This window comes from Cytobacillus sp. Bac17 (assembly GCF_024519925.1).
In the GTDB taxonomy this organism is placed as follows: domain Bacteria; phylum Bacillota; class Bacilli; order Bacillales; family Cytobacillaceae; genus Cytobacillus; species Cytobacillus pseudoceanisediminis.
Window position 1 is genome coordinate 59,045 of sequence record NZ_JALJRC010000017.1, and the last position, 23,471, is coordinate 82,515.

Below are 23,471 nucleotides of genomic sequence, written 5' to 3' on the forward strand. Positions count from 1 at the left end.
CTTAAAGCTCCTCCTTTTCCTTGAGGTATTCTTCAAGGCCATTTTTCCTTAAATGGCATGCTGGACACTCCCCGCAGCCATCAGCCGGAATTCCGTTATAGCATGTCAGTGTTTTCTCACGCACATAATCAAGGGCATTTAATTCATCTGCCAGCTTCCATGTCTCTGCTTTGTTGAGCCACATTAATGGTGTATGGATCACAAACTGTTCATCCATTGATAGATTAAGGGTGACATTCAATGATTTTATAAAAATATCCCTGCAGTCTGGGTAGCCGCTGAAATCTGTTTCACACACCCCGGTTATAATATGCTTTGCATTAATCTGACTGGCCAGCACACCAGCAAATGACAGGAATAAAAGGTTTCTCCCAGGCACAAATGTGGATGGAAGCCCGCCTTCCTCCCCATCCTTTACTTTAATCTCATCACGGGTTAGTGCATTTGGTGCCAGCTGATTCAATAGGGACATATCTAGAATGTGGTGCCTGATCCCCAGTTCTTTTGCTATTTGCTGTGCACATTCGATCTCCAGCTTATGACGCTGATTATAATTAAAAGTGACGGCTTCCACTTCTTCAAAACGTTCCTTTGCCCAGAATAAGCAAGTTGTACTATCCTGACCGCCACTGAACACAACGAGGGCTTTATCATTTTTCATATAAAAATTCTCCTTTAAATAGAAAAACAGGACCACTAAGAAAGCAGACCTGTTTTCCTTAGTTTTTTAAAGAGGGTAGCTAGAACCTCTACCGTGTACACGGATTTTGCTATTGAACTATCAGTTTATATTATCATCTTTATTGGCTTTTTAGAAGGCTTAAATTTATACAGTAAAAAAGTTTTATTATTCAAAATCGCGGGAAAGTAATAATGCAGCGCCAATTTCATAAGGAGGGACTGAAGCCATGATCAGGTTTACATCGACTTCACGCTATTCCTTTGGCATTGCAAAAAAAGGGACATTTATAAGAAAGTCTGCAGGAATGAATATTCAGGATAGGTCTACTCTGATGCGTCTGGGACTGCTGCAATAATCGGAACCGGCAAAAAAGGTGCAGCTATTGCTTGCACCTTTTTTGCGTTTTAATTTTCTGAATCGGCTTCCAGGAGGTCCCACGCTGTTATGATGCCTTTTGGTTTTTCAGTCGGCTTTCCGTTCTCGGTAACTATGATCCCTTCAAGCTTTTCATTTTTATTTCGGCAGTCCTCAAACATATCCTCTAATTCAAAGATAGATGTATGTTTGCCTGCAAACGAGATTTGATGCTTTGATTTCTTGCTGAAAAGCTCTTTAATTCTCACCTTTTTCAACTGGATTGTTTCTTCTGTAAAGTGCTCTGCCATCCATTTCACGATATCTGCCGAAGTTAATAGCCATGAGTATTCCTCTTTTCTCGAGTAAATGGGGAATTGGGAGTGTGAAAATTTATTAATTATGGCCAGTACATCCGTTAGCTTGCCATCTTCATAAAAATAAAATACCGGAGTTGCAGCTATGGAAAGTGCGGTTTTTGGCTTTTCAAAATGGCCGGCAATCCTTTCAATCTTTTCTACCGTCTCGAGATGAGGCTCCGCAATATAATAATCAAGGTCTATTTTTTCATGGACAATGGCATTTCGCAGCTTGGCAAACTGATGCAAATCATCTTCATATAATCGAATCAGCGAATGATTTTTCTGTATTTCTATAAGTTTATAAAATCTATCTGTTCTGGCGTTTTTAGCAGATTGTTTTAAGGCTTTGTGAATACGGTTAAAGGCAGCCTCAAATCTTTCTGATAAGTTCATTTCTAAATCTGCTTCCAATATGATCTCTCCCTAAATGGTGATGTACCTCCTCTATTCCCAAAATGATGGACAAACTAAACTTTGAAGTTATTGGTACGCCTTCTAGCAGAATAATTTGCACAAATAGAATTTTCAGTCTATTATATAATATTATATTCTTCTGCTAAGGACATTGCATAAATATATAACATTACTAATAAATGTTTTTCATTCAAGCATTAGAAGACATGATTTTCCCTTTTTTCAGAAAGAATAATGAATGAAATTCTTTTGAATAAAAATGAAGATTTATTATTACCAAATAATATTTTATTCCTCAGTACAAACAAATTTACTGCGAAAGCTGGTGAAATGATGAGATACACCCTTCACCCATTAGGGGATGATGCTGTTCTTGTTGAGCTTGGGAAAGAAATCAGCAAGGAAACTCATCAGAAAGTTCAGTCGCTGACTGCCTTTCTTGAAAAGTACCCTCCCGAATGGATGATTGAATACATACCTGCTTACACAACTGTAACCATTTTTTATAATCCATTTAAGGCCTATCAGCTTTCAAATGGCCAGCTCCCGTTTAATTTCGTGTGTTCACTGATTAAACCGCTTGTTGAAGAGATGACGGAAAATAATATGCCGGAACCTGAAATTGTTGAAATCCCGGTATGCTATGGAGGAGAATTTGGGCCGGATCTTGATTTTGTGGCAGAGCATAATGGGATTACCCCCGAAGAAGTTATTGAAATTCACTCCTCAGGCAGCTACCTGGTCTATATGATTGGATTTGCACCAGGATTCCCTTTTATTGGCGGAATGTCAGAACAAATTGCCGCACCAAGACGGGATACGCCGCGTCTAAAGATTCCCGAGAGAACAGTGGGGATTGCCGGGATGCAGACGGGTATTTACCCCATCGAGACGCCAGGCGGCTGGCAGCTGATTGGGCGTACTCCTGTTAAATTGTTTCGGCCGACGGATGACTCCCCTACCCTACTCAAAGCAGGCGACCAAATCAAATTCAAGCCAATCAGTCTGGAAGAATACCATCATTGGGAGGAGACGGAACAATGATTAACGTTTTAAAGCCTGGACTCCTTTCTAGCATTCAGGACCTGGGGAGAACCGGCTATCAAAAGTTTGGCGTGATTTCCAGCGGGGCCATGGACCCATTTTCACACCGGATGGCCAATCTGCTGGCTGGAAACGAAGAAAATGATCCTGTTTTAGAAATAACGATGATGGGTCCAATTTTAACATTTGAAAAAGATACCCTCATTTCGATTTGCGGCGGTGACCTTTCCCCTTCCATCAATGGCCAGCCTGTTCGGACATGGAGATCCGTTTTTGTGAAAAAAGGCAGTGAACTTAAATTCGGCCGGTGCCGTAAAGGGTGCCGAGCCTATCTGGCTGCTGCGGGCGGATTTGCCGTACCTGATGTAATGAACAGCAAATCCACCTACCTGCGTGCAGGAATTGGCGGTTATAAAGGCAGAGCATTAAAGTCAGGAGACCTGCTGGAAACCGGCAAACCTTCTCTCCAATCATTGAAAATAACGGAGTATTTGACAAAACAGATTCTTGATAGGACTTTTGTTGAAAACGACTGGGGTATTGCATCAGAACTCATACCGGACACAGCGGCAAATCCAGAAATCAGAATAACAAGGGGCCGCCAATTTGATTTATTTTCCGAAGCAAGCCAGGTTCAGCTTTTCAAACATGCCTTTGAAGTTACCTCACAATCGGACAGGATGGGATATAGACTGAAAGGCCCTGCTCTTTCGCTGTCAGAACATGCTGAGCAAATATCTGAAGCCGTAAATTTTGGTTCCATTCAAGTTCCTCCGGATGGAAATCCGATTGTATTGCTGGCTGACCGGCAAACAACTGGAGGTTATCCAAAAATTGGACAGGTTGCTGCTGTCGACCTCCCCCTTCTGGCGCAGGCCAAACCCGGAGACTCCTTAAGTTTTGCAGAAATATCAAATGAACAGGCGCAGCAGTTATTAATTAATAGAGAAATGAAATTAAGGGAATTAAAGCAAGGCATATTTTTAAAAACAAGAGGAGGAAATTAAGATGCACATTGTAGACATTAATTGTGATATGGGAGAAAGCTTTGGTTCATACAAGATGGGGAGCGATGAGGAAATACTTGATTATATTACTTCTGCCAATATTGCATGCGGCTTTCATGCCGGCGACCCTGCGACCATGCGAAAAACAGTTAAGATGGCACTTGAGAAGAATGTTGGCCTGGGTGTCCATCCGGGACTCCAGGATCTGCATGGATTCGGCCGGAGGGATATAAACATAACCCCTCAGGAAGCTTATGACTTAGTGGTCTATCAAATTGGTGCTTTGTATGCCTTTGTTAAATCTGAAGGCGGAAAGCTTCAGCATGTAAAACCGCACGGTGCATTATTCAACATGGCCTCAAAAAGCGCACCATTATCAGAAGCAATCGCAGAAGCGGTTTATAAAGTGGATCCTGAACTGATTCTTTTCGGGCTCTCAGGAAGCGAATTAGTAAAAGCCGGCAGGAAAATTGGACTCCGCTCTGCAAATGAGGTGTTCTCAGACCGCACGTACCAGGAGGATGGAACTCTTACTTCAAGAAGGGAACACAATGCACTTATTACAGATCATAGCGAAGCTGTAAATCAGGTAATCCGCATGGTCAAGGAAGGAAAGGTTCATTCTGTCCAGGGTACTGACGTTTCCATTGAGGCCAATACGATATGCATCCATGGTGACGGGGAAAGCGCACTTGAATTTGCCCAATATATTCCGAAGGCACTGAATGAAGCAGGAATCCAGGTAGCGAAAATCAGCGAGTTTTTGAAATAAAACCGATATTCGTGGAAGTAATGAAAAGTTGGTGCCCCTTTAAGGAGACTTATTTATCTTGCGGGGATTCCGATGTTCTCATCGGGTTGAAATAGTGCATATGAGGTTTTAAAAAATAGCGTGCAGGCTTTTAGGGGCGATTGTCGGGAATAGTTCTGTTGAAGAAGAATACTCTAGCGCGAATGGAACTCAATCATTACAAATAGTGCTGATGCAAGGTAAAAGAAGCACGAAAGATAACCACAAATAGAATTATTGGGGGAAAATGAATGAAAAAGCAATCTAATGCCAGTCTTTTGCTGGGTGCCGCATTCCTTATGGCCACTTCTGCCATTGGACCAGGCTTTCTGACACAAACGACAGTATTTACAGAAACCCTGCTTGCGAGTTTTGGATTTGTAATTTTAATTTCTATTATTATCGATATTGGGGCACAGATGAATATCTGGCGAATCATAGCCGTTTCTGAAAAGCGCGCACAGGATATTGCCAACGATGTCCTTCCGGGACTGGGATATTTCCTTGCTGCCCTGATTGTCATGGGCGGTCTTGCTTTTAATATTGGGAATATTGCCGGTGCCGGGTTAGGTACAAATGTTATTTTCGGTATATCCCCTGAATTGGGCGCCCTTCTAAGCGGAATTTTGGCAATCGGCATCTTTCTTGTAAAAGAAGCGGGCAGATTAATGGACCGTTTCACACAGATTTTAGGATTTGTCATGATTGGATTAACTCTTTATGTAATGTTTACTGCACAGCCTCCTGTTGGTGAAGCTGTTGTCAAAACGTTCGTGCCGGATAAAATTGATATTCTGGCCATTATTACACTAGTCGGCGGAACGGTTGGCGGTTATATTACCTTCGCTGGCGGGCATCGTTTAATTGATGCTGGAGTCAAAGGAAAAGAAGCTCTGCCGGAAGTCACAAAGAGCTCTGTCAGTGCAATCGGGATTGCTTCCATTATGCGTATCTTCCTGTTCCTTGCCGCACTGGGTGTGGTTTCACAGGGCCTTGCACTCGATCCATCCAACCCTCCTGCTTCTGTCTTCCAGCTGGCAGCGGGGAATATTGGATATAAGATGTTTGGAGTAGTTATGTGGGCAGCTGCCATAACTTCTGTTGTCGGTGCAGCTTATACATCGGTCTCATTCATTCGGACATTGAGCCCTGCTGTCGAGAAATATCATAAATGGGTCATTGTCGGTTTTATCGCCATTTCTACATTTGTTTTTGTTTTGATTGGAAAACCGGTAAAAATATTGGTTTTAGTTGGTTCATTAAACGGGCTTATCCTGCCGATTGCATTAGGTGTAATGCTGATTGCTGCCTATAAAACCAAAATTGTCGGTGATTATAAACATCCCCTTTGGATGACGATTTTCGGAGTCATTATCGTGATAGCCATGTCTTACATGGGGGTTTATTCATTAATCAATGGTATCCCCGAGCTATTTAAATAAGCATGAAAGGAGATTTTCATATGATCACCCCTTCTCAATTGAATCCCGAAGAGGCGCGCAAATTAATCCGTGTAAAGGATTGGGATGATCCAACTGCAGGAATGGCTAATGGCTTTATTCAAGCTAATCTGGCTATATTGCCAAAGGAGCTGGCCTTTGAATTTCTGCTCTTCTGCCAGCGTAATCCTAAATCATGTCCAATCATTGATGTGACTGAACCAGGTTCACCAGTGCCAATGCTGTCAGCTCCAAATGCTGATATTAGAACCGACCTGCCAAAATACAGGGTATATAAAAACGGAGAGCTCGCTGAGGAACTTTCAGATATAACATCTTATTGGAATGATGATATGGTAGCATTTCTGCTCGGATGCAGTTTTACATTCGAAGACGCATTGCTCAAAAATAATATCCCTATCCGCCATATTGAGGAAAATCGGAATGTCCCGATGTATAAAACCAATATTGGCTGTGTGGGTGCAGGCCGGTTTGAAGGCCCGATGGTAGTGAGTATGCGTCCGATGACAGAAAAGGAAGCCATTAGGGCTGTACAGGTGACAAGCCGCTTCCCATCTGTCCATGGGGCCCCTGTCCATATTGGAAATCCAGAAGCAATCGGCATTAGCAATATCCAACGCCCAGATTTTGGGGACCCTGTGACCATTAAAGATGGAGAGGTACCGGTTTTCTGGGCCTGCGGGGTAACACCCCAGGCAGTTGCCATGCATGTGAAGCCGGAAATTATGATTACACATGCTCCGGGACATATGTTTATTACTGATTTGAAAAATGAGGAGTTTTCGGTTTTATAGGAAAAAGGCGTCCCATGGGCGCCTTTTACTTTTTATTTTTCAAATAATTCAGGGCATCATGATGATCTTTTTTCATAATCTGCTCAATTATTGGGTCTGCGGGTATTACTTCCCTGCTTTTTTTATTGATTGTCCGGTAAACGGGCCTGATCGACGAAAGACTGCTTTTAACTTTCCATTCGCTATCCTGGAAAACAATTTTCAAATCGATGAGACCAAGATGATTGCCCCAATATCCAGCTTGGACTGCAGCAGTTCCGTTAATGGTGCCAGTCTTTAAGTCGATTCCAGGCAGCTTTTGCAGTTCATCTTTGACAGGAAAAACAGAATGGCTGTGCCCGAATAGAATGGCATCTAATCCTTTAACCTTGCTGAGGGCATGAACTGAGTTGCCCTTTTTTTCATCCAGTCCTTTATCGGACTCTAGACCTGTATGGGCAAGAGCCACAATAATATCTGCCCCTTTGCTTTTCATAATAGGGATAAAATGCTCGGCAGTTTCCTTTATATTTTTCACTTTAAGGTTTCCGTGAAAATACTCCTTATTCCATTCCGCAACAATCGGTGTGATAAAGCCGATGACTCCAACTTTCAGCTTATGCTTCTCCCCGGCTGTATCTGTCACTTCTTTCTCTATAATGGTATAGGGATTAAAATAATTCAAATCATCCTCATCGAGCTGATTGCTGTCTTCAACATATATATTGGCATTGACATAAGGAAAGTTAGCCCCCCTGAGGCTTTCTTCCATAAAATCAATTCCGTAATTAAATTCATGATTTCCCACCGTAGCAGCATCATAAAGCAGAGTATTCATGGCTTTAAAAACAGGATGGACATTAGCCATGTCAAGCGGATGGCTTCTATAGGCATACTCATCGAGTCCGTTGCCTTCAAGAATGTCCCCATTATCAAATAGAAGGGAATTAGGAGACTCATTTCTTGCCTGTTTAATTAAGCTGGCCGTTCTTGAAAGCCCAAACTCCACTGTTTTCTTGCGGTCTTCGTAATCATAACCAATCATATTTCCATGCAAATCCGTTGTTTCCATCAGGCGCAGATGGATGGTTGGCGGTCCGGAGACTTCAGCTTCCGTCTGGTTCCAGACAATCAGCAGGGCTATGAATAATAACAGCGTGATTAAGTATTTTTTCATTCCCTTTTTCATTCCATCTCCCCCAGATGATCTAAGATAAGTTTTCTTATTTTCTCTCGATACATGAAAATTAATCAGAGATTGGGGGCTTAAGAAAAAAGAAGAAAAAAAGGAAAATTTTGAAACTTTTTATCATCCTATTCGTTATAAAAGAAAACAAAAATAGGAGGTCCTGCATGGTTAGACAAAAAAAATTCTGGGTTTGGGCATTGTTGTTCTTTATTTTAGAATCAATTTTAGCAGCGGGTATTTCGTTTTTTCTTCACTTCCCTCTGCTTGATACCATTGCCTACAGCAGCTTTATTCTTTTTGCATTAAGCCTATTTGCTTTTTCACAGGATGATGCCTGGACAAATAATGTGATTGCTGATTAAGCTAAATATGATGACTCATATGAATGAAGAAGAAAGAGCTGAATTTTTCATTCATATCAATCCGTTTCTTTCAGGGACATTTGCTTTTTTTATCGTTGGGATAATAATTACGGTGTATTTGTTTATAAGTTAATTTGTTGTTGTTTTAGTGTTTAATGATGTCCGTTGCTTTCCGCGGGGAGGCATGAGAGCCTCCTTTGCTTCGCTTGTGGGGTCTCTTACTCCCTCTCCTCCCGAAGGACTTTGAATTGTCTTCCTTGAATCATCACCGCACGAAGAAAATGCGTATGCATTTTCAAGGATCAAGTGCCCACAGCGAAGATCAACTCAGCAGATTAAATAAAATTTGGAGTAAAAAAAACAACAAACTTTGAAAAAAACTTCTATTTTTTGTAAAGAGTTTTTATTATGATTTTCTCCCAGCTTTTCCAGTTCAGTACGTTTTTCAGGCGTATTCTTGTGCGTACACCCTTTCCTACCGGGTACCTGAGTGAAGGTTCTTTTTCCCTGAGAATGCTCACTGCTTTTTTCGCTACGATTAGCGGATCTTCATAAAAGGGCTCGCCTTGTTCAAGGTAATTTTGAATTTTTGTCATATATGGATAATAAGGTGAATCTTTTTTCAAGGATGGTTCCGCTATCTTTTTCCCTGTTGTCCAGATGCCAGTCCTGAAAGATCCTGGCTCAATCAGGACAACATTTACGCCAAACGGTTTCATTTCAAGTCTAAGTGATTCACTCCACCCTTCTACAGCAAATTTTGATGCGGCATATGGCGATAAGCCTGGAAACCCGATTCTTCCGCTGATGGAACTTACATTTAAGATGGTTCCTGTTCTTTGTTTTCGCATAAATGGCAGAACCGCTTGTGTTACTGCAAACGTTCCAAAAACGTTTGTCTCAAATTGATTTCTATACTCCTCCAGCGGTATTTCTTCCGCAAATCCTGCTCCTGCATAGCCTGCATTATTGATTAAAACATCAATTGAAGGCAATTGAAGGATCAGGTTTTTAAAAACTTCTATGGATGAGGACGAGGTGACATCCAATTCGTGAATGGATATCTGTTCATGAACTCCCTCTCGTCTAGCTTTCTCCATTAATAATTTGCTTTTATTCGTATTTCTCATTGTTGCAATAACTTGAAAATCATTCTTAGCCAGCTCAATGGCCATCAAGGTTCCAAACCCGCTGGAACAGCCTGTAACGGCAGCATATTTCCTATCCAACTATCATCATCCTTTCTTCGTAATGATTTTTTCCAATTCGACTGTAAATAGATATATAATTAAATGAAAAAGTATTATAAAATAGTAAATATATTGATAATAAGAGGATGAACAAGGTGGCACACATATTTTTCAGCATTTTCCTGCTTGTATCCGGTTTGTCTTCATCATTGCAGCAAAGCCAGGAGCCGATTGATTTAAATGTGCATTTGAAGGGAAATGCCATTGTTATTGATTCACCTGCCCTTAAAAGCCCTGCATTGAGCAGCACATTAGCAGCTGCAGTAAAATTTACGGCGAAGCTGACCTATTATAAAGAATACCGGATCCATTTTCAGGCGCTAAACTCCCATGCAATTCACAGAAGCAATGAATACATGATCCCATATATGTTCCAGAGTAACTATCTCCGCATTTCATGAAATTTTAAAGAAACTTAAAAAGTGTGGAGGAATGAAATTGGAAACGATAAAATCATTTTTAAATAATAACAGCATCAAACGATTCATTATTTTTGGAATTATTGTCCTGGCTCTTTACCTGCTGAGGAGCATGATTAATTTAATTCTGATTACATTTATATTTTCATTTTTGATGGATAGGCTTGTGAAGCTTGTCCTCTCGAGATTTAAACTGAATAGGAAACTGACGGTCATAACCCTTTATATGGGAATTATCGGCCTGCTTTCTATAGGGATTATCAAGTACCTCCCTTTAATTGTATCTGAAATATCACAGCTGTTTAAACAGGTTGAAAGCTTTTACACCCAAAAACATGACAATATCGTAATTACATATATTGTTCAAATGCTCGAAACAAATGAAATTACGAAATATCTTGAACAGGGCTTTGCGTTCCTGCTTCAATATTTTTCCGATATTAGTCATATTGCCGTACAGGTATTGCTGTCTCTAATCCTTAGCTTGTTTTTCCTGCTTGAAAAACCGAAACTGATTGAATTCACCTTGAAATTTAAGCACAGCAAAATCGCTGACTTTTATAATGAAATCGAGTATTTTGGAAGTAAATTTGTGCAAACATTCGGGAAAGTAATCGAGGCGCAGTTTGTCATTGCCACAGTCAATTGCATCCTGACAACACTTGCTCTATGGATCATGGACTTTCCACAGCTGATGGGATTGTCAATTCTGATTTTCCTGCTGGGATTAATTCCTGTAGCAGGTGTCATTATTTCGCTTGTCCCGCTCTGTACAATCGCCTATTCTCTCGGCGGATTCATCCAAGTATTTTATATAGTACTGGTCATTATGGTGATCCACGCCATTGAAGCGTATATTTTAAATCCGAAGCTTATGTCTTCCAAAACGGATTTGCCGGTCTTTTATACCTTTATTGTCCTGATTTTCTCTGAACATTTCTTCGGTGTTTGGGGATTAATCGTCGGTATACCAGTGTTTGTATTTATGCTGGATGTTCTTGAAGTCAAGAGCAATCCGCCGAAAATTCAGTAATTTAAAAACACACAGTCCCGCTGTGTGTTTTTTCATCTTTTCAGAATCCCCCTTTTATTATCGGGCTGCTTCAGCCAATGCCTGAGCCCTTTTCCTGCGTGTGGTTCATCATTATATCTGGGAATGACGTGCAGATGGCTGTGAAGAATGGATTGATTTGAAGCATCGCCCACATTCCAGCCAAGCGTATATCCATCTGGTGCATACTTTTTATCTAAATAATCCTTAGCTTTTTGCAAAAGTACATATGTATCATTCCATTCTTCCGCTGTCAGGTGAAAAGCATCGGAATGGTGCGCTTTTGGCACTATGACCCCACAACCCTCCAATACGTCCTGTTCTTTATCGTGCTGAAGAAAATAACAAGTGCTGTTTTCAAAAATGATATTTTGAAGAGGGTCCTTGTGCGGACTGCAAAAAGGACAATGATCCTGATGCGGCATTTAATTTTTTCCTTTCTTTGCGGGGTGATTTATCAACAACTTCTCCAAAGCGGCTTTATGTGAATGCTCATCAAATGCAGAGTTATTGATTACAGCCTTTCGAATGGACAGCTTCTTCAAGATTTCCTCTTCTGCCTGCCTCCTGGCTTTAAGAACCTTTAAAGTGCCATCTTCCCCGCTTAAATGATTTTTCTTTCCATATCCTTGATCGGTATAATAATGGATAAAACCTTCAGACCAGGATTGCGGCCGTTCTTTTATCGCTTTCCTGAAAGAGTAGTCAAGGTTATCCTGACTGATATAAATTAATATCGGATTCAGCTTTTTCACGGAATTTTCCAATGCCAATACATAATTCCGAACCTTTGTAAGCGGAGCTCCATATTTAATCATACCGACTGTAACAGGATTCTGTATAAAACAGCATTCAAAAATATGTACTTTTTTGCCGCTGGCAGCTCGCGTTGAAAATCGTTCCCAATTATTGATTATAAGTTTCATATTTTGATCCAAAGGAAGCTCATAGATATCCTTTTTAGATACTTTCTCATAAAATGTGTCTGGAATGTCAGGTACAAGCTTTTTATAAGGCAATAAATAGCCATTATCTTCCGGAATGCAATTTTCGATAATTTGGTCTCTGAATGCACTATATTCTTCCAGTAATCGATGCCACTGGTCATTTTCAAAATAGGCGACGCTCTCATAATCTGCCGGATGATTCAGATCCCCTTCGCAGTACAGCTCTGACTCAATACCGTTTTGCATCAAAATTTCATGAACCAATCTTGCAGTAGTAGATTTGCCTGAACCAGGCAGACCCTCGATTAAAATTAATTTTGTATCCATCGAATCACCTTCACAATATTTAGAATTCGCATTCTATTGTAATGCATAAAAAGAAAAACAAACAGCATTATTAACTGTTTGTCGTTTGGAAGAGGTTTATTTTATTGCTGAATTTTTTTATGGGAAATTGTCTTGGATATTAATAGCTTTTTGGTGAGCCCACCAGTTTTTGTCGCCATAAACGGACTATGTCGACCTTTTTTTGTGTGGCACTAAATTTTGTTTTTTTATGAACACTTCATTGAGACCTTTTTAAGGTGAGCCACTGAAATTTTCGTCTTCATGAAGGTTCTATGGCGACCATTTGTTGGTGAAGCATTAAATTTTCGTCTTCATGAAAGCTCTATGGCGACCATTTGTTGGTGAGCCACTGAATTTTCGTCTTCATAAAGGCTCTATGGTCCCATTTGTTGGTGAGCCATTGAATTTTCGTCTTTATGAATGGTCCATGTCGACCATTTTTTGATAAGCCATTGAATTTTCGTCTTCATGAAGGTTCTATGTCGCCCATTTTTTAATGAGCCACTGAATTTTCGTCTTCATAAACGCTCTATGTGAACCATTTTAAGGTGCGTCACTGAATTTTCGTCTTCATGAAGGTTCTATGTCGCCCATTCAGTAATAAGCCACTGAATTTTCGTCGCCAAGATCATATAAAAGCCTGCACTCAAAATTATCTGCGGTGTTTGTTAATTTCCTTTATCAAAACCGTTAGTGCATCGCTCATTGGCGAGGCTTGCATGTTATTGATGATTTGTCCTCGTCTTTTTTCAAGTTTATCCAGGGATTCAAGAAGGCTTTCTTTTGTTAATTTCTCCTCTTCCAATGTAAGGGAGAATCCTTTTTTTAAGAAGGATTCTGCATTTTGTATTTGGTCCCCCCTGCTTTGTTTTTTGGTTAGCGGGATGATGAGCATAGGAAGCTTCAAAGCAAGAAATTCAAAAATGGCATTGGATCCTCCTCTGGTGACGACTGTATCTGTAGCAGCGAGGATATCAGCAAGCTCGTTGCTGATGTACTCAAATTGTCTGTAGCCTTTAATGTTTATTAAACTCTCATCCTTTTGACCTTTGCCGCATAGATGAACAATTTGGTATATAGAAGTCAGCTCCTGAAGGGATTCCCGGATCGTTTCATTCATTTTCTTAGCCCCCAGACTGCCGCCCATTACAGTCAAGATTGGCCTTTCATCCGTGAACCCTAGAAGCGCCCTTCCCCTCTCCTTTTCACCGGAGAAGATTTCCCTTCTGATCGGAGATCCTATAGCCGTAGTCTTTCTTGCAGGAAAATGCGACGCAGCTTCATCGAATGAAGTAAAAATCCTGTCTGCAAACCGCTGAGAAATTTTGTTTGCAAGTCCTGGAGTCAGGTCACTTTCATGAATATATATTGGTATTTTTAATGAGCTTGCCGCAATTATAACAGGGACCGATACAAATCCGCCTTTTGAAAATACAAGCTTTGGCTTCAGCTTTTTAAGCAGCTTTCGTGCTTCGATAATCCCTTTTAATACACGAAAAAGATCTTTTATATTTTCTTTATCCATGTAGCGGCGGAGTTTTCCGCTGTTAATTCCGTAATAAGGTATGTTCATTTCAGAAATCAATTCTTTTTCGATTCCCTTTATTGAGCCGATATAGTGAATATCCCATTCTCCTTGGGAAAGTTCATTTATTATGGCGATATTTGGAGTCACATGGCCGGCAGAGCCGCCCCCTGTAAAAACAATTGTATTTTTTTTCATTTCCTACCTGCCTAAACCAATTTTAATTACATTATACATCTAAGATACAAGTTTAAGTCCGATTGCAGCACTTAATACCATTGCAATAAAAAATATCCGTTTTACATCTTTGGGCTCTCCGTACAGAATCATGCCAAGAATGGCTCCTCCAGCGGCACCAATTCCAGTCCAGACCGCATAGGCTGTCCCCATCGGCAGTTCTTTCATGGCCAGCGCAAGAAATATGAAGCTGGCGCCAAAACCGCCAATCAGCAGGAAAAATGATTGCCAATTCCTTTTTTTGTGCCAGCTGTTAATCATGGTGACACCTGTCATTTCAAAAAGCCCAGCCAGAATAAGAAACACCCAGCTCATGAAGCTTCAGCTCCTTTATCTTCGTTTGTCACCAGCTTTAAGCCTAAAACACCTAATAACAAAATAAGAACAAGAATTATTTTAGATAATTTCAAAGGCTCTCCGAAAAATACAATTTCAGATAAAACTGTACCAGCAGTGCCCAAGCCCACAAAGACCGCATATACCGTTCCCACAGGCAGGACTTTGCCAGCCATTATCATCAAATAAAAACTGACTGCTATGCATAGGATGGTCCCTGCCCATGATAATGGATCATCCGCATGCTTTAACCCAATCACCCAAAACACTTCAAAAAATGCGGCTATAAATACCTTCAGCCACTGCATGAAATCAGCCCCTTTTTTACGAATATTATTCCCGGAAAAAAGAAAAAAGCCCGGAAGATATCTGATGAACAGTATCTCCCAGGCTTTTATCCTTCCGTGGCATAGCTTTTATAGCTATGAGTTTTCTCTCGGACCAGGCCAGCAGCTGCTGCGGAACCCTAGAAAACCTTTTTATTAGATTTACTGGCATTATAACAAAATAAAAGCCCCTTTTCCATAATAATGAATGGAAATAGATATCAAGACACATGATTAGCAAGGACATATTCTTTTTCCCAATTCCGGCTGTCTGATATTTCAGCTGATAAAGAATGCAATGAGCATCTCGATGCAATATGACTGAGTGATGGCGGATAGGGGCTTTTTCTTATATGACCTATTATGCAGCTCAGAGCCATCTCATAGTCGAATTGCTGGCAATAATTAAAATAATAATTAACGATTTCGTTTTTGATCCGAAAAGGCGGATATATTCTTTCAATAAGAACAAAAAGCTTCAGCATCTCTGTTTTGTTCATTTACCCCATCCTTTATGATAACGTTAATTCAATTATTGCCTTTTTTACTAAAACAATACCCCTGCAACTGGCAGGGGTTTCGCTTTATATTTCCAATTCAAGAGCTACCGGGCAATGATCGCTGCCCATAATGTCGCAGTGGATCTGTGAATCTAGTATTCTTTCTTTTAGCTTTTCGGACACAATAAAATAATCAATCCGCCAGCCGATATTCCGCTCTCTTACCTTGGCCATGTAGGACCACCAGGTATATGCTCCTTCCGCTTCGGGATATTTATAGCGGAATGCATCAACAAACCCGGATCCAAGCAGTCTGGTCATTTTTCCACGTTCTTCATCAGTAAAGCCTGAGTTGCCCCTGTTGGATTTAGCATTTTTTAAATCTATTTCGAAATGAGCCACGTTTAAGTCCCCGCACATGATCACAGGCTTAATCTGATCCAGGCCGAGTAAATACTCCCGGATCCGCTCTTCCCACTCAAGACGGTATGGAAGCCGGGCCAGGTCACGCTGTGAATTCGGAGTATAGACATTAACAAGATAAAAGCCTTCATACTCAAGCGTGAGAATCCTGCCTTCAGGTTCTGTTTCGTCATCGCCCAATCCATAGCGAACAGAGAGCGGCTCTTTTTTTGTAAATACAGCTGTACCGGAATATCCTTTTTTTATCGCATAATTCCAGTATTGGTGATAGCCTTCCAGTATGAGCTCGATCTGTCCTTCCTGCAGTTTGGATTCCTGAATGCAAAATATGTCTGCATCCACTTCTTTGAAGTAATCCATGAATCCTTTTTTCACACATGCCCTTATGCCATTCACATTCCATGAAACGAGTTTCATTGCTATTATATCTCCTTATGTTAAAAACTCTGTCTGAATACAACATTACCACGGATATTCAATACTTGCACAGTTAAAGTACTGTAACGGGAATGGCAAACAACAAAAATTACTGGCAAATGCAGCATACTTTAATTAGCGGTGCTCTATTGCCTGAATATCATGGTACCGGCATTCATTTGCACTAATTTGACCTTTTCACCCCGCTTAATACTTTCATATAATGATGCCGTCAGCTCAAAGGCTTTGCCATTATCCAGCCGAATCCAATATTCTTCATGCGTGCTGAAGTTGCTCAAGTAATTATCAACCGAGGTCTGCCGATATTTTTCCTCTATTCTACCTTCGAATTCTGCGATATGAGTTTCCTCAGCCACAAGACCTGAAATGAAGCCATAATAGACGACCAGCATGAAAGCTGCCACTTGAACATAGAGGCCTGATTCCATCCACTTTTTCAATTGTTCATCCCTCTGTTTCTATTGTTTGTTAGTGAGCTATCCTCAATAGATTGGGATAAACCTTAGAATTTCAAACATGCATACAATAAAAAATGCCCAAATCAATGGGCATTTCTCATTATTCTATTTACTGAATCATATAACTTGGCGGCTGCTTTTTCTGGTGAATCCGCCTGGCTGATTGCAGAAATGACAGAAACACCGTCTGCTCCTGCCTCAATTAGGGGAGATGCATTTTCAGAAGTAATTCCGCCTATTCCTACAACAGGAATTTGGATGTCGGCAGATCTTAATTCTGTCAAAAAAGTAAGTCCCTGTACTGCTTTGGCATCTGCCTTTGTGGATGTCGGATAAATAGGCCCTATGCCAATGTAATCTGCGCCTTGACGGATCGCTGTTTCCGCTTCCTGCATGCTGTGCACTGAGACTCCCAGGATTTTGCTGCCAATTTTCCTGCGGACCACATCGGCTGCTTCATCGTCCTGGCCTATATGGACACCATCTGCATTTATTTTAACTGCCAATTCAATATCATCATTGACAATAAAAGGGATATTGCTCTGTTTGCAGATTGCTTGAAGCTTTTTTGCGAGCGATTCCTTTTCTTTACCATGAAGGCATCCTGCTCCTTTTTCACGGAATTGAAATAACGTAATGCCTCCCTTGATGGCTGCTTGAAGGACATTTTCAGGATTCTGGCAGCAATTTGTGCTGCCCATTATGAAGTATACTTTTAATAAGCTTCTCATTGCCTGCGGATTAACAGCCATATCCTTCAGCCTCCTTCTTCCTTTTATTGAACGCCCAGTGATTGGTAGGTCCATGACCGCTGCCAATTCCTAAATCATTTTCAATTGCTGCCTGGATGAATTTTTTTGCCCGATCAACAGCCTCTGGCACGGTAAGACCGTCAGCGAGGCCAGCGGTTATGGCAGCCGAGTAAGTGCAGCCTGTTCCATGTGTGTTGGCTGTTTGTATTCTGCTGCTTTTAAATTCCGAAAACCTTTCTCCGTCAAAAAGAAGGTCTGCTGCTATGTCTTTTGCTTCATCATGGCCGCCTTTTATGATGACATTTTTCGCTCCAAGGTGATGCAGTTTTTTTGCTGCTTCTCTTTTATCCTCTAGTGAACGAATTCTTATGTCCGTTAAAACCTCTGCTTCTGGAATATTCGGGGTAATCACCAGAGAGAGAGGTATAAGATGCTTTTTCATCGCTAATATCGCTTCATTCTGAAGAAGACTTGCTCCTCCCTTTGCAATCATTACTGGATCTATGACGACATTTTTCCAGCCGTATCTCACAATTTCATTGGAAACACTCTCGATTATAACTGCACTAAAAAGCATTCCTGTCTTCACAGCGTCAGGTCTGAGGTCTTCTCCTATCGACTGAATTTGAGCAGAAACTGCCTCTGCTGTCATTGGATAAACTCCTTGAACACCCTTGGTGTTTTGAGCCGTTACCGCAGTTAAAGCAGACATGCCGAAAACACCGAGTTCCTGAAATGTTTTTAAGTCAGCTTGAATGCCCGCGCCGCCGCCGCTATCAGAACCCGCTATGGTTAAAGCTTTGTTCACTTTCATTTATATTGCCTCCTAACTGGTGTTTTTCAAAAGAGCCATATGATTCAACATCTGCAGCTGAAATGTTATATAAGCTATTCAAAAACTCTATTTGGAAAGTGCCTGGTCCTTTGCCATCCGATTTTTCTGCTGCGATTTCGGCTGCAGAGCCATAAACGACCAATGAAGTTACTGCCGCTTTTACAGGATCCTTTTCAATAGCAGCGAAAGCTCCTATTATTGAAGTAAGAAGACATCCGGCACCCGTTACTTTCGTTAGAAGAGGATGGCCATTGTTAATGGCAAAAGTGGATCTTCCATCTGAAACGATATCCTGTTTTCCTGTAATAACGGTTACTGCACCAAGTTCTTTTGCTGCCGACTTAGCAAGCTCTGAAGTGTTACCTGCTGCTTCAACTGCATCTACGCCCTTTATACTCCATTTCTGTCCTGCCGCGTTGGCAATTTCTGCAGCATTCCCTCTTATGATGGTAATATCTAACTCTTCTAATATTCTTTTAGCTGTATCTGTGCGATAAGCCGTGGCCCCGACACCAACCGGGTCAAAAATGACTGGAACCCCATGCTGATTTGCTGATTTACCCGCTATGAGCATACTTTTTACTTCTTTTTCTGTCAGTGTTCCCATATTGAGAACCAATGCACCAGCTATTTTAGCCATTTCAGCTGCCTCTTCATGTGCATATGCCATTACTGGTGATGCCCCAATTGCCAGCAGGCCATTTGCAGTAAAGTTTGTTACCACCACATTTGTAATGTTATGTACAAGAGGGTTTGACACTCTTACTTTTTCCAATAGACTGCTAAACTCCTGAATGTTCATCTAAAATCCTCCTTTAATTCATAACTAATCCGCCATCTACAACCAGATTTTGTCCAGTAACTGCCCTTGCCCATGGAGAAGCGAAGAAGACTATCGCATCAGCCACTTCTTGAGGATCTGTGACTTTTCTTAATGGAGTCGAGTTTTCGATAATTTTAAAGACTTCCTTAGAGGTCGAAGCACTGGCATCTGTCGTTTTTAACAAACCTCCCGATACCATATTTGCCGTAATTCCATATTGGCCCAGCTCATTCGCCATATTTCTGGTGAAGCCTAATAAAGCAGCTTTGCTGGTCGTATAGTCATGATAGGGTACAACTGGATGCTGGAATAGATTGGTGCCGACCGAGATTACCCTGCCAAACTCCAGTTTTTTCATATCTTCAAGACCTGCCTGAACTGTGTTCAATGCTCCCAGAATTGCACCTTCCAGCTGGCTTTTGTAATCGTCCCATTTAATTGTTTCTGCATCTTTTTTCGAAATAGGGTCAAATTGAAAGTTTACCAGTGCATTATTGACTATGGTTGTAATGGGAGCTCCAAAGTGTTCCTTCGTCTCTTGAAACATGGAGTTCACTTGAACACTGTCCCGAATATCAGCACGAATGGCAATGGCTTTTTCGCCAATTTCCTTCTGCAAAGCATGGGCTTTTTCCTCGCTATGGAAATAGTTAATGACAACTTTCGCTCCTTCTCTCGCGAATGCTTTTGCGGTTTCTTTGCCCAGCCCTCTGCTGCTGCCTGTAATAATGACAATCTGATCGTTAAGATTCATAGAAAATCCCCCTTATTGATAGCCAATTCATCTGTTTTAGAGAACAAAATAAAAACCAGATCCGCAATTGGACCTGGCTGAATAATCTAAGAGAATTAGTCGTTCCCCGCAATTACTACTTTCCTACGCTGGTATGATCCAGATCAGGTCCGAAGGGTAAAAAACAGTCCGGTTTCTTTCTCAGCCCGCGCATCGGGCACCCCTAGCAGTAAAACTATTAAGTTGGCTGTTTTCATCTTAGCCTGAAACGTTAAATCTGTAAAGTCTTGCAATTCTGCCTGTTCCTCTTTAAGGTGTAAATAGAAATACATAACTTGGAGGAATTAAAGAATGGCTGAACACCAATTCCAATTAAAAGCATATTGGCCAGGACTTCGGAATGATGTTGGAGAAATTGAAACAGGCGGGCTTAAAACAAAGGTTTCCATTCCGCCAGAAATGGAAGGACCCGGAATCGGAACAAATCCGGATGAAATGCTGCTGGGGGCAGCGGCAACTTGTTATATTATTACCCTGGCAGCTATGATGGAACGAAGTAAACTCGAGAAAGAAAACCTTACGATGGAATCAACCGGTATTGTAGATGTAACTAAAGGTGTGATTACATACAAGAAAATTATTCATCGCCCTGTTATCTTGTTACAGGGGGATGCGACTGAAAAGGATCATTCACTTGCGCGCAAGCTGGCGCAAAAAGCTGAAGCATCCTGTATGATTTCCAGGGCGATTAAAGGTAATGTAGAGGTAGAATTGGAAGAAACGATTCTAACTGCCAAAAATCCTTCGAAATAACCAAAAACCGGCATGATTGCCGGTTTTTATTCTTTAAAGAGCCCACTTCCGGATTGCCTGTGCAACACCAGCTTCATCATTAGTTCCCGTAATAGCATTCGCTGTTTCTTTCACAATATCCTGCGCATTTCCCATTGCTACACCCCAGCCTGATTCCTCGATCATGGCAATATCATTTAAGCTGTCACCCATCGCCATTACATTTTCCATCGAAATGCCAAGAAGCTCTGTTACCTTCTGGATACCTTTGGCTTTATTGATTCCAAGAGCATTTACCTCAATATTAGTTAAGCTGGAATTTGTAATCTCCAGATCCCCTTTTGTTTGAAGCTCTTTATGAATGAGTTCCCTGATTTCATCATCTGATATATCAAATCCAAATTTAAGCCATTCATGGTCATGAATATTTTCAGGCATTTCATTCGTCCAAACCCGTTCGCAGCTTGTTGCCCAGAAATTAGTCTTATGTGACTGGGATAGGTTCCACATCCACTCCATTATTTTTGAATCAACTGGAGTCCTTGAGATTGATTCACCATCAGGGCCAAATATTTCACTGCCGTTGACTGTGATCAAGTAGGAGTTCAATTCCAAAGAATCGGAATGGTCGCCTGCCGTAAGCCTGGATCTTCCAGTGCTCAAAATAACTTCAATTCCTTTTTCCTTTGCCTCTCGTATGGCCTTACGGTTTTCATCAGGAATTTCCCCTCTGGAATTCAACAAGGTTCCATCCATATCAAGAGCGATTAATTTGATCTGTGGAGTAATATTTAATTGTGACATAATAATCTCCCTTCTTTCTTGCACAATATAGCCATTATATAAATAAACAATCCTTCCATCAAAAACAAAGCACTTGAGCAGAATCATTTTTTCAATATAGGGATTATTATTCCCAATCTAAATGTAAAGGCTGGAATTACTCAATAAATGAGGTGATGATGAATGCCTCCCATACTATTTTTGCTCCTACTGTTCTTAACCTATGCATTGATGTAGATTTATTTATATAGGAGCCTACTTAATGGTTTCCGCTTTTTTTGTATAAGCTTAATAAATGCCAAAAAGTTGAAGCGATTTTCTTGCATCTGTCGTCTAACTGTCAGTCAAACAAAAGGCAGCCGGAATAGGCAGCTGGCATTTTAGCAAGGAGGCAGTCATGTGAGCTCTGATGAGTATGTAAAGCGGTCAATTGCTGATCAAGTAGACCGTGCTCTCGTTCTTGAAATGATCATGGATGAGTATGGTACCGTTTTGAAAAGATTGATATACAGCTATGTGAATGATTGGAATGCGGCCAGTGATTTAACACAGGATACCTTTATTACTGTTTATGAAAAGCTGGAAAGTTTCCAGCAAAGATCCTCCTTTAAAACATGGATTTTCACAATTGCTATTAATAAAAGCAAAGACTATCTGAAAAGCTGGCATTACCGCAATATGGTCATGAATGAAAAGGTTTTTTTCCTGAAAAAGGCTAGAGAAAAAGATCCGGAAGCATCATTTCTTGAACGGGATGAACATCAAGAATTGCTGAAAACGATTGAATCCCTCACAGTAAAATACCGGGAAGTCTTCCTTCTCCATTATTACCAGGATCTCAGTCTGGCAGAAATAAGTGAGACCCTTAATATCCCTATTTCTACTGTTAAAACAAGGCTGTACAGAGGACAGGAAAAAGTGAAGAAGATACTATCTGCTTCAGAAAGAGGTGAACAGCATGGCTGAACTGAATCAGGAAGTGAAGAAAGTATTGAAGGCTGCATGGACGAAAGAATCTGTTTTCACAGAAGAGGAAAAACAGAGAGTTAGAAACCGGATCGGCACTTCTGCTGTTAGAACCAGAAAAAAAGACTATGTTCCAAAACTTCTTTCTGCAGCTGCAGCTGCCGGGTTTGTCATACTGATAGGCGGGATTGCCGGGATTCAGACAGATGTATTGAACAAGCAAAATGGACAGGAGACCGCCATTGCAGATAAAGGTTTTTATCCCGGCCTTGCAGATGGCGCTATGCTAAACAACTGGAAATTGAACAGTTTCGAGAAGGACTCATACGGGCACCTTTCTGCAGCTTTTACTGGGAAGGCAGAGGTCACAGGCACTCTGGATTTCCAGGAAGAAATTGTATACTTTCTGCCTGATCATGATTCCTTAAAAGTACTGCCGCTCATGGATGGCAAGAACATAAAAATAACTTTTAATGAGACGGATCAGGAGAAGCTAAAAAAGGTGTTCGGTGTAACCGAACCAATTACAGAAGAGAATGCTTCTTTAATTATAGGTGGATATCGCGCTGGGGAAGGCTCTGTACATCAGGCTGAAGTCTTAGAGGTGGCAACTCCAAAAGATCCTCAAGTGGAAGCTGTTCCATTTCAGCTGGCCCTAAATAATAATACGGAACTGGTCCTTCGGGAGCCATTAAACCATGTGTTTAAAGAATTTTCTTTAAGAGGAACGGATGAAATCTTAAGAGGTTTAAGCCCGGCAGAAGTATTCCAGCTCTATCTGTTTGCAGAGGAAATTGAGGATTATTATACTCAATATGCATTGTTTAACCATGATCAGGATATCGGAAAACCGTTTCCTTCCCTGAATCATTACCTTGATGCTATAAACGAGTCTTCATCTATCCCAGAAAAACAGACATTATTGCATCGAGTGAAGAACGCCCGTTTAGAAGAAGTCATTATCGATGACTCTTCAGCTTATATTTCCATATCTGAAGAGGATGGGTTTGGCTTCGGCCTAAGCAAAAACAGTGAAGGAATATGGAAAGTAAACTGGATGCCAATCCAATAAATTGGCTGAGCTTGTACCTC

At 41.0% G+C, this 23,471-nt stretch carries 29 protein-coding genes and 3 riboswitches; of the genes, 12 read left to right on the top strand and 17 right to left on the bottom strand.

Features of this window, described 5'->3' with window-relative positions:
* Nucleotide 1: 1 nt before the first annotated feature.
* On the bottom strand, nt 2-661 hold the full coding sequence (gene queC, locus NR125_RS18490) for a 7-cyano-7-deazaguanine synthase QueC (RefSeq protein WP_009334502.1): 660 nt from the start codon (nt 659-661) through the stop codon (nt 2-4).
* A gap of 52 nt (nt 662-713) precedes the next feature.
* A riboswitch (PreQ1 riboswitch) is annotated at nt 714-756 on the bottom strand.
* 152 nt (nt 757-908) lie between these two features.
* On the opposite strand from queC, the gene NR125_RS18495 reads away from it, so the two are divergent.
* Nucleotides 909-1,037 carry a hypothetical protein gene (locus NR125_RS18495; protein ID WP_256815886.1) on the top strand — a complete coding sequence of 43 codons (129 nt, stop codon included), beginning with the start codon at nt 909-911 and terminating at the stop codon, nt 1,035-1,037.
* Nucleotides 1,038-1,086: 49 nt separating this feature from the next.
* Here the strand turns inward: NR125_RS18495 and NR125_RS18500 are convergent, their stop codons facing one another.
* A complete protein-coding gene (locus NR125_RS18500; RefSeq protein WP_157380238.1) occupies nt 1,087-1,809 on the bottom strand; it encodes a CBS domain-containing protein in 723 nt (240 codons plus the stop codon).
* Nucleotides 1,810-2,145: 336 nt separating this feature from the next.
* Between NR125_RS18500 and pxpB the strand changes: the two genes are divergently transcribed.
* The 5 genes from pxpB to NR125_RS18525 all read left to right on the top strand — a co-directional run bounded on the left by pxpB (nt 2,146) and on the right by NR125_RS18525 (nt 6,907).
* On the top strand, nt 2,146-2,856 hold the full coding sequence (pxpB, locus tag NR125_RS18505) for a 5-oxoprolinase subunit PxpB (protein WP_256815901.1): 711 nt from the start codon (nt 2,146-2,148) through the stop codon (nt 2,854-2,856).
* Nucleotides 2,853-3,863, top strand: a complete 1,011-nt coding sequence (locus NR125_RS18510) for a 5-oxoprolinase subunit C family protein (RefSeq protein WP_009334499.1) — start codon at nt 2,853-2,855, stop codon at nt 3,861-3,863. The genes pxpB and NR125_RS18510 overlap by 4 nt, the downstream gene beginning before the upstream one ends.
* A 1-nt stretch (nt 3,864) precedes the next feature.
* Nucleotides 3,865-4,635 carry a LamB/YcsF family protein gene (locus tag NR125_RS18515; protein WP_019379805.1) on the top strand — a complete coding sequence of 257 codons (771 nt, stop codon included), beginning with the start codon at nt 3,865-3,867 and terminating at the stop codon, nt 4,633-4,635.
* Between the two features lie 269 nt (nt 4,636-4,904).
* A complete protein-coding gene (locus tag NR125_RS18520; protein ID WP_009334497.1) occupies nt 4,905-6,095 on the top strand; it encodes an NRAMP family divalent metal transporter in 1,191 nt (396 codons plus the stop codon).
* A gap of 20 nt (nt 6,096-6,115) precedes the next feature.
* Nucleotides 6,116-6,907 (top strand): putative hydro-lyase, encoded by a 792-nt coding sequence (locus tag NR125_RS18525; RefSeq protein ID WP_009334496.1) that lies wholly within the window; start codon nt 6,116-6,118, stop codon nt 6,905-6,907.
* Between the two features lie 25 nt (nt 6,908-6,932).
* On the opposite strand, the gene NR125_RS18530 is transcribed toward NR125_RS18525, so the two are convergent.
* The gene (locus NR125_RS18530; RefSeq protein WP_009334495.1) at nt 6,933-8,075 is read right to left on the bottom strand and encodes a metallophosphoesterase; all 1,143 of its coding nucleotides are present in this window, start codon (nt 8,073-8,075) and stop codon (nt 6,933-6,935) included.
* Between the two features lie 164 nt (nt 8,076-8,239).
* On the opposite strand from NR125_RS18530, the gene NR125_RS18535 reads away from it, so the two are divergent.
* Nucleotides 8,240-8,437 (top strand): hypothetical protein, encoded by a 198-nt coding sequence (locus NR125_RS18535; RefSeq protein ID WP_009334494.1) that lies wholly within the window; start codon nt 8,240-8,242, stop codon nt 8,435-8,437.
* Between the two features lie 383 nt (nt 8,438-8,820).
* On the opposite strand, the gene NR125_RS18540 is transcribed toward NR125_RS18535, so the two are convergent.
* The gene (locus NR125_RS18540; RefSeq protein WP_019379802.1) at nt 8,821-9,666 is read right to left on the bottom strand and encodes an SDR family oxidoreductase; all 846 of its coding nucleotides are present in this window, start codon (nt 9,664-9,666) and stop codon (nt 8,821-8,823) included.
* Nucleotides 9,667-9,773: 107 nt separating this feature from the next.
* On the opposite strand from NR125_RS18540, the gene NR125_RS18545 reads away from it, so the two are divergent.
* Together NR125_RS18545 and NR125_RS18550 are read left to right on the top strand one after the other, a co-directional pair.
* Nucleotides 9,774-10,088: a hypothetical protein gene (locus NR125_RS18545; protein WP_236888038.1), complete on the top strand. Its 315-nt coding sequence runs from the start codon at nt 9,774-9,776 to the stop codon at nt 10,086-10,088.
* Nucleotides 10,089-10,125: 37 nt separating this feature from the next.
* A complete protein-coding gene (locus NR125_RS18550; protein ID WP_009334490.1) occupies nt 10,126-11,139 on the top strand; it encodes an AI-2E family transporter in 1,014 nt (337 codons plus the stop codon).
* 32 nt (nt 11,140-11,171) lie between these two features.
* Here NR125_RS18550 and NR125_RS18555 read toward each other — a convergent pair whose 3' ends face one another.
* The 12 genes from NR125_RS18555 to NR125_RS18610 form a co-directional block, all read right to left on the bottom strand.
* Complete coding sequence (locus NR125_RS18555; protein ID WP_009334489.1) at nt 11,172-11,582, bottom strand: HIT family protein; 411 nt, start codon at nt 11,580-11,582, stop codon at nt 11,172-11,174.
* On the bottom strand, nt 11,583-12,431 hold the full coding sequence (locus NR125_RS18560) for a P-loop NTPase family protein (protein ID WP_019379800.1): 849 nt from the start codon (nt 12,429-12,431) through the stop codon (nt 11,583-11,585).
* Between the two features lie 673 nt (nt 12,432-13,104).
* Nucleotides 13,105-14,175, bottom strand: a complete 1,071-nt coding sequence (locus NR125_RS18565) for an undecaprenyldiphospho-muramoylpentapeptide beta-N-acetylglucosaminyltransferase (RefSeq protein ID WP_251264480.1) — start codon at nt 14,173-14,175, stop codon at nt 13,105-13,107.
* 39 nt (nt 14,176-14,214) lie between these two features.
* Nucleotides 14,215-14,529 (bottom strand): DMT family transporter, encoded by a 315-nt coding sequence (locus NR125_RS18570; protein WP_009334486.1) that lies wholly within the window; start codon nt 14,527-14,529, stop codon nt 14,215-14,217.
* Nucleotides 14,526-14,858, bottom strand: coding sequence for a DMT family transporter (locus tag NR125_RS18575; RefSeq protein WP_009334485.1), 333 nt, complete (start codon nt 14,856-14,858; stop codon nt 14,526-14,528). Before NR125_RS18575 ends, NR125_RS18570 begins: the two co-directional genes overlap by 4 nt.
* 73 nt (nt 14,859-14,931) lie before the next feature.
* A riboswitch (guanidine-I (ykkC/yxkD leader) is annotated at nt 14,932-15,031 on the bottom strand.
* 66 nt (nt 15,032-15,097) lie between these two features.
* Nucleotides 15,098-15,376, bottom strand: a complete 279-nt coding sequence (locus NR125_RS18580) for a hypothetical protein (protein ID WP_217031096.1) — start codon at nt 15,374-15,376, stop codon at nt 15,098-15,100.
* Between the two features lie 84 nt (nt 15,377-15,460).
* Nucleotides 15,461-16,216 carry an exodeoxyribonuclease III gene (gene xth, locus NR125_RS18585; RefSeq protein WP_251174566.1) on the bottom strand — a complete coding sequence of 252 codons (756 nt, stop codon included), beginning with the start codon at nt 16,214-16,216 and terminating at the stop codon, nt 15,461-15,463.
* A gap of 146 nt (nt 16,217-16,362) precedes the next feature.
* Nucleotides 16,363-16,677 (bottom strand): hypothetical protein, encoded by a 315-nt coding sequence (locus NR125_RS18590; protein ID WP_019379795.1) that lies wholly within the window; start codon nt 16,675-16,677, stop codon nt 16,363-16,365.
* Nucleotides 16,678-16,778: 101 nt separating this feature from the next.
* On the bottom strand, nt 16,779-17,447 hold the full coding sequence (gene thiE / locus NR125_RS18595; protein WP_251174565.1) for a thiamine phosphate synthase: 669 nt from the start codon (nt 17,445-17,447) through the stop codon (nt 16,779-16,781).
* Nucleotides 17,437-18,261 carry a bifunctional hydroxymethylpyrimidine kinase/phosphomethylpyrimidine kinase gene (gene thiD, locus NR125_RS18600; protein ID WP_251264483.1) on the bottom strand — a complete coding sequence of 275 codons (825 nt, stop codon included), beginning with the start codon at nt 18,259-18,261 and terminating at the stop codon, nt 17,437-17,439. Before thiD ends, thiE begins: the two co-directional genes overlap by 11 nt.
* Nucleotides 18,224-19,084 carry a hydroxyethylthiazole kinase gene (thiM, locus tag NR125_RS18605; protein ID WP_009334479.1) on the bottom strand — a complete coding sequence of 287 codons (861 nt, stop codon included), beginning with the start codon at nt 19,082-19,084 and terminating at the stop codon, nt 18,224-18,226. The genes thiD and thiM overlap by 38 nt, the downstream gene beginning before the upstream one ends.
* A gap of 13 nt (nt 19,085-19,097) precedes the next feature.
* A complete protein-coding gene (locus tag NR125_RS18610) occupies nt 19,098-19,859 on the bottom strand; it encodes a 3-oxoacyl-ACP reductase (RefSeq protein WP_009334478.1) in 762 nt (253 codons plus the stop codon).
* A 103-nt stretch (nt 19,860-19,962) separates the two neighbouring features.
* Nucleotides 19,963-20,073, bottom strand: a riboswitch (TPP riboswitch).
* 116 nt (nt 20,074-20,189) lie between these two features.
* Here NR125_RS18610 and NR125_RS18615 point away from each other — a divergent pair.
* Entirely contained in the window at nt 20,190-20,651 is a 462-nt protein-coding gene (locus NR125_RS18615; RefSeq protein WP_251267222.1) for an OsmC family protein, read from the top strand.
* Between the two features lie 33 nt (nt 20,652-20,684).
* Here NR125_RS18615 and NR125_RS18620 read toward each other — a convergent pair whose 3' ends face one another.
* A complete protein-coding gene (locus NR125_RS18620; protein WP_256815889.1) occupies nt 20,685-21,434 on the bottom strand; it encodes a Cof-type HAD-IIB family hydrolase in 750 nt (249 codons plus the stop codon).
* A 378-nt stretch (nt 21,435-21,812) separates the two neighbouring features.
* Between NR125_RS18620 and NR125_RS18625 the strand changes: the two genes are divergently transcribed.
* Together NR125_RS18625 and NR125_RS18630 are read left to right on the top strand one after the other, a co-directional pair.
* A complete protein-coding gene (locus NR125_RS18625; protein ID WP_009334474.1) occupies nt 21,813-22,379 on the top strand; it encodes a sigma-70 family RNA polymerase sigma factor in 567 nt (188 codons plus the stop codon).
* Entirely contained in the window at nt 22,372-23,451 is a 1,080-nt protein-coding gene (locus NR125_RS18630) for a hypothetical protein (protein WP_009334473.1), read from the top strand. Before NR125_RS18625 ends, NR125_RS18630 begins: the two co-directional genes overlap by 8 nt.
* Nucleotides 23,452-23,471: the final 20 nt, after the last annotated feature.